Genomic DNA, 11,641 nt, shown 5'->3' on the forward strand with positions numbered 1-11,641 from the left:
TTCTTTCCGCGATGGTCAATTTCGATTGAACCGCCTCGCTTATCCTAAGCACTCACTCGCAGCGCAACGGCATTCGTAACAACATGGCTCTCGCTAAACGCATCATCCCGTGTCTCGATGTCACCGCTGGCCGCGTGGTCAAGGGCGTCAATTTCCTCGAATTGCGCGACGCGGGCGATCCCGTCGAAATTGCTCGCCGATACGACGACCAGGGCGCCGACGAACTCACGTTCCTCGACATCACCGCCACCTCCGACCAGCGTGACCTGATCCTGCCGATCATCGAACAGGTGGCGTCGCAGGTCTTTATCCCGCTGACCGTTGGCGGCGGCGTGCGCGCGGTGGAAGACGTGCGTCGGCTGCTGAACGCGGGCGCCGACAAGATCAGCATGAATTCATCGGCGGTGGCGAATCCGCAACTCGTGCGCGATGCATCGGACAAACACGGTTCGCAGTGCATCGTGGTGGCCATCGACGCAAAGCGTGTCAGCGCCGTGGGCGAAACCCCGCGTTGGGAAGTTTTCACGCACGGTGGCCGCAAGAACACGGGACTCGACGTGATCGAGTGGGCGCGCAAGATGGCGGAATTTGGCGCCGGCGAAATCCTGCTGACCAGCATGGATCGTGACGGCACGAAAAGCGGCTTCGATCTTGCGCTGACGCGCGCGGTGTCCGACGCTATTTCGATTCCGGTGATTGCATCGGGCGGCGTGGGTTCGCTCGCGCATCTGGCCGACGGCATCACCGAAGGTCACGCCGATGCGGTGCTTGCCGCCAGCATTTTCCACTATGGCGAACACACGGTCGGCGAGGCGAAACGCTTCATGGCCGATCAGGGTATTTCGGTGAGGATTTAAGCGGTGACTGCACAAACTGAAGAAGCGAGTTGGCTCGATAAGGTCAAGTGGGACGCGAACGGTCTCGTGCCGGTGATCGCTCAGGAATCCACAACGGGTGACGTGCTGATGTTCGCGTGGATGAACCGCGAAGCGTTGGCGAAGACCATCGAATTGAAGCGCGCCGTGTATTACTCGCGTTCGCGCCAGCGCCTGTGGTTCAAGGGCGAGGAATCGGGACACGTCCAGCACGTGCATGAAGTCCGGCTCGATTGCGATGAAGACGTCGTATTGCTCAAAGTGGAGCAGGTGTCGGGCATTGCGTGCCACACCGGCCGCCATTCGTGCTTTTTCCAGAAATTCGAGGGATCGGTCAAAACGGGCGACTGGATCGCGGTCGATCCGGTCTTGATGGACCCTGAACATATCTATAAGTAATGACTCAAGCCACGCTTTCCACGCAAGACACGTTGCTGCGCCTCGCGGCGATTATCGATAGCCGCAAGGGCGGAGATCCGGAACAATCTTACGTTTCCCGACTCTTTCATAAAGGTGACGACGCCGTTCTCAAGAAGATCGGCGAGGAAGCTACCGAAGTCGTGCTGGCCGCCAAGGACACGCGACACGGCGGTGCACCCAAGGCGCTTGTCGGCGAAGTGGCCGACTTGTGGTTCCATTGTCTCGTGATGTTGTCCCATTTCGACCTCGGTCCGGCAGACGTCATTGCCGAACTGGAACGGCGAGAGGGGATGTCGGGGATCGAAGAAAAGGCGTTACGCAAATCCCGCGATCGTGAGCAGAACGAAAACGGCGGCTAAGCTGCAGGGTCGGGTCACGTTCGACCGGTCGCCGAGGAGGATGAAATGAATCAGCCTTATGAGCCTTATCCGCCGCCTGTTTACCAAAACTCGCCCGAATCCGAACGCCTGCGCAGCTTGCGCACGCTGACCCACGTGCTATATGCGCTTTACGCCGCGTACTGGCTCACTGGCGGGTTGACCGTGCTGATCGCGGTCATCATCAATTACCTGAAACGCGATGACGTCGCCGGAACGCCGTATGAAGCGCATTTCCGGTGGCAGATCCGCACCTTCTGGTGGGCGCTACTCGGTCATGTGATCGGCATAGCGCTGATCTGGGTGTTTATCGGCTTCCCCATTTTGTTCGTGGTCGGCATCTGGACGCTGTATCGCGTTATAAAGGGCTGGCTGTTTTTGTACGAGAACAAGCCATTGCAACCGGGTGCCTGGGTTTGAGACCGAACGCCTGATCTTCAACATGCATTCATATCGGGATATCCCGCGACACACATGAGCCAAGAGAACTGCATTTTCTGTAAGATCGCTGCAGGAGAAATTCCGAGCAAGAAAGTCCATGAAGACGATGAATTCGTTGCTTTTCACGATATCAACCCGGCCGCGCCCGTCCATGTGCTGGTGATCCCGCGTAAACATATTGAGACGCTGTCGAGCTGCACCGAAGCCGATGCGCCGCTGCTTGGTAGAATGCTGAGCCTGACGGCACGGCTTGCCAGCGAGCTGGGCGTTGCGTACACGGGCGGCGAGACTGGTTTCCGAACGGTCATCAATACCGGTCCGGGCGGCGGGCAAGAGGTGTATCACATTCACGCTCATATCCTCGCCGGGGAACGTCCGTGGCGCCGGATGGGCTGAAGGATCGTCGATGGAAAGGGCTGATCGTGTGATCAAGATGTAATGAAAGCGAAAGCGTCTTTCCATCGCAATATTAGGCGTGCAAGATATCGGTTTAATCATCGGGGCGTCGACGCTCCGACTCGGGCCGCAAGGCCCACATTCTTCGTCGCGAGCGACATGCGCGGCGAAGCCAAGGAGAGTTTTCAGTCATGGGTTCGTTGAGCATTTGGCATTGGTTGATCGTTTTGCTGATCGTGGCACTGGTCTTCGGCACGAAGAAACTGCGCAACATCGGCGGGGATCTGGGCGGCGCGGTAAAGGGTTTCAAGGAAGGTATGAAGGAAGGCGAAGGGACGCCGGCCGAGCAGCGCGAATTGCCGCGCAACGGTACGGTCGACGTGGAAGCGAAGGACAAGACCCGTTCGAGCGACTACCGCTAATCAAGCTGATTAATCTGACCCAGGTAATCTGACCCAGGCACGGTAAGCCCGGCACCGGTCACCTTCACTCGCCACCCTCAGGATCTTCGATTCCATGCTCGACCTTGGTCTGACCAAAATGGCGCTGATTGGCGTCGTCGCGCTGGTAGTGCTCGGGCCGGAACGCTTGCCCGGTGTGGCACGAACAGCAGGCGCGCTGTTTGGCCGCGCACAGCGGTATATCAACGACGTCAAGGCCGAAGTCTCGCGTGAGATGGAACTCGACGAGTTGAAGAAGATGCGCACCGAGTTCGAAACGGCGGCATCGAATGTCGAGAACAAGATTCACGACAATCTTCGCCAGCACGAAAACGAACTCAACGACGCCTGGAACCAGGGCACGTCCGTGTCGGACAGCGTGGCGGGCGGTGGCGACCCGAATCTGACGCACGTTTCCGGGGACACCTGGCGTTCGAACTCGGACAACACGTTCAGCAGCAGCAACGTGTCGCCGGCGAAACGCAAGAACTGGCGCGTCAAGCAGGCCGCCATTCCGAACTGGTACAAGCGCACCACGTTACGCAAGACGCGCGTTCAGTCAGGTGCGGCGCGCGTGGCGCGGCATACGCCTGAGACGCTGCGTCGTCCCACGCGGTTTTTCTGATGTTTGCGCCACTTTCATTGCGCGAACGCCAACTTCCCTTCCATCGATGAATCCCAGCAGAGGGCCGGCGTGAGCGACCCGCAACAGATTAAAGACGAGCCCGTCGAAGAGACGTTTATCTCGCACCTGGTCGAACTGCGTGACCGCATCATCCGCGCAGGCGCTTCAGTCATCGTCGTGTTCATCGGGCTGGTTTATTGGGCACCGGACATATTCAGGCTGCTCGCGCGTCCGCTGATGCAGAACTTGCCGAAGGACGGCAAGATGATCGTCACTGACGTCACTGGCTCGTTCTTTGTGCCAATGAAGGTGACCATGATGGTCGCGCTTGTTATAGCGTTGCCAATTGTGCTGTACCAGATCTGGGCGTTTATCGCGCCGGGGCTGTATCAGCACGAAAAGAAGCTGGTCGTGCCGCTGGTCGGGAGCAGCTATGTCCTGTTCCTGTGCGGCATGGCGTTCGCCTATTTCGTCGTGTTTCCCACCATTTTTCGCGTGATGGCGCATTACAACGCGCCGCTCGGTGCGGAAATGACGACGGATATCGATAATTACCTGAGCTTCGTCCTCACCATGTTCCTCGCGTTCGGCGTGACCTTCGAGGTGCCGATCATCGTGGTGATCCTCGCGCGCATGGGGTTCGTCACCATCAAGAAGTTGCGGCAGATCCGGCCGTACGTGATTGTCGGCGCGTTCGTGATTTCCGCCGTGGTGACGCCGCCGGACGTGTTCTCGCAACTGATCCTGGCTGTGCCGCTGATCATTCTTTACGAGGTCGGCATCATTGCGGCACGGTTGATCGTGGGCAAGGACAAGATCAAGGAGCAGGAAGCGGACGCTGCAGAGGACGCGAAGCGGGAAGAGGAGTGAGGGTTTCAGTCGCCGGGTGACGGGCAAGAATACAAAAAAGGGGCCGTTCCAAACGTGAGTTGGAACGGCCCCTTTGGTTTGTGCGCGTTACAAGTACGAGGAGTTGCCGGTCAACGATCGGCGGCAACGTTCCTAGTTCACTCGTCGTTTTGATCCCCGCCGCCGTTATCATCGTCCGGTGCCTGGGGCTGCTTGGGCTGCATCGGTCGTTTGCCGATTACCACGCTCAAGTCCAGTTCGCGGCTTTTGCGCATCAGATGCACCTTCACCGACGTTCCCGGCTTGATCTGCGCGACTACATTCAGCAGGCGCGTGGTGTCGGTGATGGTGTCGTCGTTGATGCTGATCAGGATGTCGCCGGGCTTGATGCCGGCTTTATCGGCCGGTCCGCCTTGCAATACGCCGGCCACGATCGCGCCGGACTTTTGCTCGAGCCCGAACGATTCCGCGATTTCCGGCGTCACGTCCTGCGGTTCCACGCCAATCCAGCCGCGCGTGACCGTGCCCGTGGTGATGATGCTTTCCAGCACGCTGCGCGCCGTTGACACGGGAATGGCAAAGCCAATCCCGAGCGAGCCGCCGCTGCGCGAATAGATCGCCGTATTGATGCCGAGCAGATTACCGTTCACGTCCACCAGCGCACCGCCGGAATTACCCGGGTTGATGGCCGCGTCGGTCTGGATAAAATTCTCGAAGGTATTGATGCCGAGGTGATTGCGCCCGAGCGCGCTGACAATCCCCATGGTCACCGTCTGCCCGACGCCAAACGGATTGCCGATCGCCAGCACCACGTCGCCCACGCGCGTTTGATCCATGCGGCCGAGCGTGATGGTGGGCAGGTTGGTCATATTGATCTTCAGCACGGCGAGATCGGTTTCCGGATCCACGCCGATCACTTTGGCCGACGAGGTCCGTCCGTCAGCCAAAGCAACTTCGATCTGATCAGCCCCATCGACGACATGTTGGTTCGTTAGAATGTAGCCTTCGGAGCTGACAATCACGCCTGAGCCGAGATTCGACGCCGGCGTTTCGTCGCCCTTACGCTTGTTCTTGTCGCCGAAGAAATAGCGGAACAGCGGGTCTTTCGCGCGCGGATCGGGCGGTAATGTGCCGTCCTTGCTCGAAAACACGTTGACCACGGCGGGCATCGCTTTCTGCGCGCCATCCGCATAGGACGATTGGGCGGGCCGGGAACCGATGCTTGGCGCAACTTCCTGCAACGCGACGATCGGTTCGGCGAGTTGCTTGCCGAACGTTCCCTGGCGTTGAAGCCACTGCGGTTTCAAGGTCGCGACGATGAACATCAGCGCCAAAAGCACGGTCACCGCTTGGGCAAAAAACAGCCAGAAGCGTCTAAGCATTTGATGGAATAGAGGAATTCATGGATCGGATCGAACTAGAATTGTATCTGAACAATCTGCTTGAAATCGGGCGCTTCAAGGACTATTGCCCGAATGGTCTGCAGGTTGAAGGCTCACGTCGCGTGGGCAAACTGGCAACCGGCGTGACGGCGTCGCAGGCGTTCCTGGACGCGGCCATCGAATGGGGTGCCGATGCCGTGCTCGTGCATCACGGCTACTTCTGGAAGAACGAAGCGCCGCAGGTCACGGGCCGCAAATACCGGCGGCTGAAGACGCTGCTGGACCATGACATCAACCTGTTCGCGTACCACCTGCCGCTCGATTCGCATCCCGAATTCGGCAACAACGCCCAGCTTGGCGCGCGTCTTGGATTGATCGCGGACAACCGTTTCGGCGACCAGGATCTCGGCTGGATTGCGTCGTTGCCGGTGCCGTTGTCGCTCGAGCATTTCACCGCGACGGTCGAGAACGAATTAGGGCGCAAGCCGCTCGTATTCGGTAATCCGGATTGGGAGCTGCGTCGCGTGGCGTGGTGCACAGGCGGCGCGCAAGGCTTCTTCGACGAAGCCATTGCCGTCGGCGCCGATGTCTACATAAGCGGTGAAGTCTCCGAGCAGACCATGCACATCGCGGCGGAAAGCGGCGTAGCCTACGTTGCGGCAGGGCATCATGCCACTGAACGATACGGCGTCCAGGCGCTCGGCGCCCATGTGGCCGAGCATTTCGATATCGAACACGTTTTTATCGATATCGATAATCCGGTGTGATTATCTTGCAGTGCAATAAATAATCGAATGGGTTAAATAACCCCTTCATTCCATACTCACGATAAGTGCGGGGAAACCCTTAATAATGAAGGACTTCGAGCGTTTTTTGCTATTCAACTCTTGTAAATGACGACTCCATTCGCGCACACTAGCGTCGGTAGAACGACCTGACGGTATAAATCCAACTCAGAAGTGGGGCGTGTGATGCGAGACAACGAAGATCAACGCGTCGACGGCAGCCGCCGAACCTGGCTGATCACGACGACCGTAATGGGCGGAATTGGTGGCGTAGCGGCTTGCGTCCCGTTCGTCGGGTCGTTTGCACCGTCGGAAAAAGCCAAGGCAGCGGGCGCGCCGGTCGAAGTCGATATATCAGGTCTCAAGCCTGGCGACCTGATGACGGTTGCCTGGCGTGGCAAGCCTGTCTGGATTTTGAATCGTACCGACAAAATGCTCGCCGACGTGAAGAAGGCCGATCCCGAACTCGCGGATCCGCAATCGAAGAAAGTATTCAGCATGCCGCTGCCGGAATACTGCAATAACGAATACCGTTCGCGCACCGATCATAAGAATCTGCTTGTTGCCGTGGCCGTGTGCACTCACCTCGGCTGCACCCCTACGCCGCGTTTCCAGGAAGGCGCCCAGCCTAATCTCCCTGACGACTGGCCCGGCGGTTTTCTCTGCCCGTGCCACGGTTCGACCTATGACCTGTCCGGCCGCGTCTTCAAGAACAAGCCCGCGCCGGACAACCTGGACATCCCGCCTTATATGTTCACTTCGGCGACGTCACTCGTGATTGGCAAGGACGAAAAGGGAGAAGCGTAATGGCGGCTACCGACAAGGAAGTGGAAACAACGGGGTTTCTGGGCTGGATCGACCGGCGGTTTCCGCTGACATCGACCTGGAAGGCGCACGTTTCCGAGTACTACGCACCGAAGAATTTCAACTTCTGGTACATCTTCGGCTCGCTGGCGCTGCTGGTGCTGGTGAACCAGATCGTCACCGGCATCTTCCTGACCATGAACTACAAGCCCGATGCGACGCTCGCGTTCGCATCGGTCGAATACATCATGCGGGAAGTGCCGTGGGGCTGGCTGATCCGCTACATGCACTCCACGGGCGCGTCGATGTTCTTCGTCGTCGTGTATCTGCACATGTTCCGCGGGCTGTTGTACGGCTCGTATCGCAAGCCGCGCGAACTCGTTTGGATCTTCGGCTGCGCGATTTTCCTGTGCCTGATGGCCGAGGCGTTCTTCGGCTACCTGCTGCCGTGGGGCCAGATGTCGTTCTGGGGCGCGCAGGTGATCGTGAACCTGTTCTCGGCTATTCCGTTCATCGGCCCGGATCTGTCGCTCTGGATTCGTGGCGATTACGTGGTGTCGGACGTGACGCTCAACCGCTTTTTTGCGTTCCACGTGGTCGCCATTCCGCTCGTGCTGATCGGACTGGTGGTCGCCCACCTGGTCGCGTTGCACGAAGTGGGGTCGAATAACCCGGATGGCATCGAGATCAAGGCGAAGAAGGACGAGAAAGGCATTCCACTCGACGGCATCCCGTTCCATCCGTACTACTCCGTCCACGACTTCATGGGCGTGTGCGTGTTCCTGTTCATCTTCGCTGCGATCATTTTCTTCGCGCCGGAAATGGGCGGCTATTTCCTCGAAGCCAATAACTTCGTGCCGGCGAACTCGCTGCAGACGCCGAACGAGATCGCCCCAGTCTGGTATTTCACCGCCTTCTACGCGATGCTGCGCGCCACGACCGACCCGTTCAAGATTGTCCTGATGATCGTGGTTGCGTTGCTGGGCGTGCTGGCGTTGCTGCGAGCGCGCGGCAAATGGCGGATCGGTTTGCCGGTGCTGGCGTTGCTGATGGTCGTGTTCATGGCGTTCACCGAATCGAAATTCTGGGGCGTGGTGGTGATGGGTACGGCCGTGGTATCGCTGTTCTTCCTGCCGTGGCTTGACCGAAGTCCCGTCAAATCCATTCGCTATCGGCCGTTTTTCCACAAAGTGTTCTATGGCGTCTTTGTGTTCGCGTTCCTGGTACTTGGCTATCTCGGCACGAAACCGCCGTCGCCGGCCAGCACATTGATAGCGCAGATCTGTGCATTGATTTATTTCGCGTTTTTCCTCGGCATGCCCTTCTGGACGACGCGCGGCCGCTTCAAACAGCCGCCCGACCGCGTGCGGTACAAGCCGCATTGACCCCAAAGGAGACACGACGATGAAAAAATGTTTTTCTACCCTCGCGGTGATTGGCGCGGCGCTGCTGTCGTTCGGCTTGATCCCGGCGCACGCGCAGGAAGTGCCGCTGGATGCCGCGCCCGATAGCTCCGAAAATTTTGCTTCGCTTCAACATGGCGCAAAATTGTTTGTAAACTATTGCCTGAATTGCCACAGCGCCAATTTGATGCGTTACAACCGGCTGACGGACATCGGCATCGATCCGAAGGAGATCGAGGATAATTTGCTTTTCACGACCGACAAGGTCGGCAATACGATGACGATCGCCATGCGTCCCGATGATGCAAAAACGTGGTTCGGGGCGGCGCCGCCGGATTTGTCGGTGGAGGCGAGGGCGCGCGGCAAGGACTGGATCTACACGTACTTGCGGAGTTTTTATCGCGACGATACCCGGCCGACCGGCTGGAACAATCTCGTGTATGAAAACGTCGCCATGCCCCATGTGCTGTGGGAGTTGCAGGGTATACGGACGGCGAAATTCGATACTGACGTCGACGAAAAAACCGGTGAAAAGGTCAAACATTTCGCGGGTTATACCCAAGTGACTCCGGGGACGATGTCGCCAGTAGATTATGATTCGGCTATGGCCGATCTGGTTTCGTACCTTTCGTGGATGGCGGAACCGGCCCAGCAGGAGCGAAAGCAGCTGGGTGTCTGGGTCCTGATGTTCTTGGGAGTTTTGAGCTTTCTGGCGTGGCGCCTCAACGCGGCATACTGGAAGCAAATTAAATAACACGCCGCGATCGGTGTGGGTCAGCGTGGACGAAGCGCCTCCTAGCAGGCGCTTTTCGCACGCTGGCCCTTATGTTTTTCTGAAGGGACTTTTAATCATGATGGTTTTGTACTCCGGCACTACCTGCCCGTTCTCCCAGCGCTGCCGGCTGGTGTTGTTCGAAAAGGGCATGGACTTCGAAATCCGCGACGTTGACCTGTTCAACAAGCCGGAAGACATCGCGGTGATGAATCCGTACGGCCAGGTTCCCATTTTGGTCGAACGCGACCTGATCCTGTATGAATCGAACATCATCAACGAGTACATCGACGAGCGTTTTCCGCATCCGCAACTCATGCCCGCCGATCCGGTGCAACGCGCCCGTGCTCGTCTGTTCCTGCTGAACTTCGAGAAAGAGCTGTTCGTGCACGTCGGCACGCTGGAAAACGAAAAGGGCAAGGCTGCGGAAAAGAATCACGAGAAGGCGCGCAACGCCATCCGCGATCGCCTGACGCAACTCGCCCCCATTTTCCTGAAGAACAAGTACATGCTCGGCGAAGAGTTTTCCATGCTCGACGTCGCCATCGCGCCGCTGCTGTGGCGCCTGGATCACTATGGCATCGAACTGTCGAAGAACGCTGCGCCGTTGATGAAGTACGCCGAGCGAATTTTTAGCCGTCCGGCCTACATCGAAGCGCTGACGCCTTCGGAAAAGGTAATGCGTCGCTAATATTTTCGATTGGCGGGCGCGCCGGCTCGACCGGCGGCGCTCCCCATCGATCGAGGGCAAGTCGATGCAAGAAATATCCACCAAGCCTTATCTACTGCGCGCGCTCTACGAGTGGTGCACGGATAACGGCTTTACGCCGCATATCGCGGTGCGGGTCGACAACGGCACGCGCGTGCCGCGCCAGTTCGTGCGCAACGATGAGATCGTGCTGAACATCAGCTTCGAGGCGACGAGCCAGTTGCAGATGGGCAATGAGTGGATCGAGTTCAGTGCACGCTTTTCCGGCAAGTCGCACAAGATCGAAGTGCAGGTCACCAACGTGCTGGCTATCTATGCACGAGAGAATGGCCAGGGCATGGCCTTTCCCGTCGATCCCGCTGCGATCGGCGCGGCGCCGGACGTGTCGGGGGAGAACGGGCCGCGTTCGTCGGAGCTGGGTCCGGAGGAAAGTGGGGCTGAGCGGATCGAGCACCGTGAGACGACGGCGTCAGCACGCGACGCACGAGATGACAATGAGTCGCCTCCTGACGACGATGGGTCGAAATCATCTGGTCGAGGCCGCCTCAAGGTCGTCAAATGAAGTAAAATCGCTGACTTCGCCGGCTTAGCTCATCAGGTAGAGCAGTTGATTTGTAATCAGAAGGTGGCGGGTTCGAGTCCTGCAGCCGGCACCAGTTTAGCTTTTCATGAAGTACCAAGATGTATTGAACCCCGCGCCCGGTAACGGTCCGCGGGGTTTTTTGTTTTCGGCAGCATCAATCGCTCGATGCTGAATAGCGCGATGGGCGTGGTCCTTGGGGCCCTCGGCCGACATCTTTGCGTCGTCATTTGCTGCAAAGCAGGACCTGGATCCGGAAGCCGGGCGAGTTTCCGAGATAGCGGCGGGAAGCAAATTTCCGAAACAGTGCGGCACGAAGTCGAGTAAATCACCACGGTCTTCGATGCGCTTGGTACTTGAGACTTGATCGGCCGATGCCCGATGCCAAAGGGTGCGATAGCGACTCGCCCCCCGATCGATTCCGCATATCCATCAGAAGGTCTTCTCAGCGGGCAATCACGCGTGTGTCTGGTCGTAGTTCTTCTTCATATTTCGCTGGATTCGCGCGGACTCTTCACGTGCCATTAATAATCTTTTCACAAACCCCTTGCACAACGTCTGAGGGGGCACTAGAATTCGGCCTCTTCGCTTCTGGATGAGGCGAAGAGAAGCGGGAAGTAAGGGCGTTAGCTGTTCAGTTTCGGTACCCGGAGAGCCAAGCAGGACGGCGCTTCGACGGAATTGGAAAGTCCAGGTGGTCGAGATGATGTTTGTCACGAAGCGGTAAAAAACCTGTTGACGGAAAGCGAAACGCAGGACATAATCTCGTTTCTGTGCTGCAGA

General features: G+C 58.1%; 16 protein-coding genes and 1 tRNA gene. 15 read left to right on the forward strand and 2 right to left on the reverse strand.

Features of this window, described 5'->3' with window-relative positions:
- Window positions 1–83: 83 nt before the first annotated feature.
- The 8 genes from hisF (at window position 84) to tatC (ending at window position 4,444) form a co-directional block, all read left to right on the forward strand.
- Window positions 84–857: an imidazole glycerol phosphate synthase subunit HisF gene (gene hisF / locus HB376_RS29190; protein WP_213767158.1), complete on the forward strand. Its 774-nt coding sequence runs from the start codon at window positions 84–86 to the stop codon at window positions 855–857.
- 3 nt (window positions 858–860) lie between these two features.
- Window positions 861–1,274 (forward strand): phosphoribosyl-AMP cyclohydrolase, encoded by a 414-nt coding sequence (gene hisI / locus HB376_RS29195; protein WP_213767159.1) that lies wholly within the window; start codon window positions 861–863, stop codon window positions 1,272–1,274.
- Window positions 1,274–1,654, forward strand: a complete 381-nt coding sequence (locus HB376_RS29200; RefSeq protein WP_062092252.1) for a phosphoribosyl-ATP diphosphatase — start codon at window positions 1,274–1,276, stop codon at window positions 1,652–1,654. Before hisI ends, HB376_RS29200 begins: the two co-directional genes overlap by 1 nt.
- A gap of 45 nt (window positions 1,655–1,699) precedes the next feature.
- Window positions 1,700–2,092, forward strand: coding sequence for a hypothetical protein (locus tag HB376_RS29205; protein ID WP_213767160.1), 393 nt, complete (start codon window positions 1,700–1,702; stop codon window positions 2,090–2,092).
- Window positions 2,093–2,146: 54 nt separating this feature from the next.
- The gene (locus HB376_RS29210; RefSeq protein ID WP_213767161.1) at window positions 2,147–2,509 is read left to right on the forward strand and encodes a histidine triad nucleotide-binding protein; all 363 of its coding nucleotides are present in this window, start codon (window positions 2,147–2,149) and stop codon (window positions 2,507–2,509) included.
- A gap of 191 nt (window positions 2,510–2,700) precedes the next feature.
- Window positions 2,701–2,931, forward strand: coding sequence for a Sec-independent protein translocase subunit TatA (tatA, locus tag HB376_RS29215; protein ID WP_213767162.1), 231 nt, complete (start codon window positions 2,701–2,703; stop codon window positions 2,929–2,931).
- Window positions 2,932–3,025: 94 nt separating this feature from the next.
- Window positions 3,026–3,574, forward strand: coding sequence for a Sec-independent protein translocase protein TatB (gene tatB, locus HB376_RS29220; RefSeq protein WP_213767163.1), 549 nt, complete (start codon window positions 3,026–3,028; stop codon window positions 3,572–3,574).
- A gap of 69 nt (window positions 3,575–3,643) precedes the next feature.
- Complete coding sequence (gene tatC / locus HB376_RS29225; RefSeq protein ID WP_213767164.1) at window positions 3,644–4,444, forward strand: twin-arginine translocase subunit TatC; 801 nt, start codon at window positions 3,644–3,646, stop codon at window positions 4,442–4,444.
- A 137-nt stretch (window positions 4,445–4,581) separates the two neighbouring features.
- Here the strand turns inward: tatC and HB376_RS29230 are convergent, their stop codons facing one another.
- Window positions 4,582–5,805: a Do family serine endopeptidase gene (locus tag HB376_RS29230; protein ID WP_213767165.1), complete on the reverse strand. Its 1,224-nt coding sequence runs from the start codon at window positions 5,803–5,805 to the stop codon at window positions 4,582–4,584.
- Window positions 5,806–5,825: 20 nt separating this feature from the next.
- Here HB376_RS29230 and HB376_RS29235 point away from each other — a divergent pair, with 20 nt between their 5' ends.
- The 7 genes from HB376_RS29235 (at window position 5,826) to HB376_RS29265 (ending at window position 10,934) form a co-directional block, all read left to right on the forward strand.
- A complete protein-coding gene (locus HB376_RS29235) occupies window positions 5,826–6,572 on the forward strand; it encodes a Nif3-like dinuclear metal center hexameric protein (RefSeq protein WP_213767166.1) in 747 nt (248 codons plus the stop codon).
- A 204-nt stretch (window positions 6,573–6,776) separates the two neighbouring features.
- Window positions 6,777–7,397: a ubiquinol-cytochrome c reductase iron-sulfur subunit gene (gene petA, locus HB376_RS29240; RefSeq protein WP_213767167.1), complete on the forward strand. Its 621-nt coding sequence runs from the start codon at window positions 6,777–6,779 to the stop codon at window positions 7,395–7,397.
- Window positions 7,397–8,779: a cytochrome bc complex cytochrome b subunit gene (locus tag HB376_RS29245; protein WP_213767168.1), complete on the forward strand. Its 1,383-nt coding sequence runs from the start codon at window positions 7,397–7,399 to the stop codon at window positions 8,777–8,779. Before petA ends, HB376_RS29245 begins: the two co-directional genes overlap by 1 nt.
- 19 nt (window positions 8,780–8,798) lie before the next feature.
- Window positions 8,799–9,551, forward strand: a complete 753-nt coding sequence (locus HB376_RS29250) for a cytochrome c1 (RefSeq protein WP_213767169.1) — start codon at window positions 8,799–8,801, stop codon at window positions 9,549–9,551.
- Window positions 9,552–9,648: 97 nt separating this feature from the next.
- Window positions 9,649–10,260: a glutathione S-transferase N-terminal domain-containing protein gene (locus HB376_RS29255; RefSeq protein ID WP_031362199.1), complete on the forward strand. Its 612-nt coding sequence runs from the start codon at window positions 9,649–9,651 to the stop codon at window positions 10,258–10,260.
- Window positions 10,261–10,324: 64 nt separating this feature from the next.
- Window positions 10,325–10,840: a ClpXP protease specificity-enhancing factor gene (locus HB376_RS29260; protein ID WP_213767170.1), complete on the forward strand. Its 516-nt coding sequence runs from the start codon at window positions 10,325–10,327 to the stop codon at window positions 10,838–10,840.
- An 18-nt stretch (window positions 10,841–10,858) separates the two neighbouring features.
- Window positions 10,859–10,934 (forward strand) — tRNA-Thr (locus HB376_RS29265).
- Window positions 10,935–11,314: 380 nt separating this feature from the next.
- Here the strand turns inward: HB376_RS29265 and HB376_RS29270 are convergent.
- Window positions 11,315–11,641 (reverse strand): hypothetical protein (locus HB376_RS29270; protein ID WP_213767171.1); only part of this gene is annotated, 327 nt, incomplete at its 5' end.

It is taken from the genome of Caballeronia sp. dw_19 (assembly GCF_018449515.1).
Taxonomy (GTDB): domain Bacteria; phylum Pseudomonadota; class Gammaproteobacteria; order Burkholderiales; family Burkholderiaceae; genus Caballeronia.

Excerpts from the sequence above, each read along its gene's own strand:
- hisF (WP_213767158.1), top strand. The coding sequence starts at position 84 with ATGGCTCTCGCTAAACGCATCATCCCGTGTCTCGATGTCACCGCTGGC.
- HB376_RS29200 (WP_062092252.1), top strand. The coding sequence starts at position 1,274 with ATGACTCAAGCCACGCTTTCCACGCAAGACACGTTGCTGCGCCTCGCG.
- HB376_RS29205 (WP_213767160.1), top strand. The coding sequence starts at position 1,700 with ATGAATCAGCCTTATGAGCCTTATCCGCCGCCTGTTTACCAAAACTCG.
- HB376_RS29210 (WP_213767161.1), top strand. The coding sequence starts at position 2,147 with ATGAGCCAAGAGAACTGCATTTTCTGTAAGATCGCTGCAGGAGAAATT.
- tatA (WP_213767162.1), top strand. The coding sequence starts at position 2,701 with ATGGGTTCGTTGAGCATTTGGCATTGGTTGATCGTTTTGCTGATCGTG.
- tatB (WP_213767163.1), top strand. The coding sequence starts at position 3,026 with ATGCTCGACCTTGGTCTGACCAAAATGGCGCTGATTGGCGTCGTCGCG.
- HB376_RS29230 (WP_213767165.1), bottom strand. The coding sequence starts at position 5,805 with ATGCTTAGACGCTTCTGGCTGTTTTTTGCCCAAGCGGTGACCGTGCTT.
- HB376_RS29235 (WP_213767166.1), top strand. The coding sequence starts at position 5,826 with ATGGATCGGATCGAACTAGAATTGTATCTGAACAATCTGCTTGAAATC.
- petA (WP_213767167.1), top strand. The coding sequence starts at position 6,777 with ATGCGAGACAACGAAGATCAACGCGTCGACGGCAGCCGCCGAACCTGG.
- HB376_RS29245 (WP_213767168.1), top strand. The coding sequence starts at position 7,397 with ATGGCGGCTACCGACAAGGAAGTGGAAACAACGGGGTTTCTGGGCTGG.
- HB376_RS29250 (WP_213767169.1), top strand. The coding sequence starts at position 8,799 with ATGAAAAAATGTTTTTCTACCCTCGCGGTGATTGGCGCGGCGCTGCTG.
- HB376_RS29255 (WP_031362199.1), top strand. The coding sequence starts at position 9,649 with ATGATGGTTTTGTACTCCGGCACTACCTGCCCGTTCTCCCAGCGCTGC.
- HB376_RS29260 (WP_213767170.1), top strand. The coding sequence starts at position 10,325 with ATGCAAGAAATATCCACCAAGCCTTATCTACTGCGCGCGCTCTACGAG.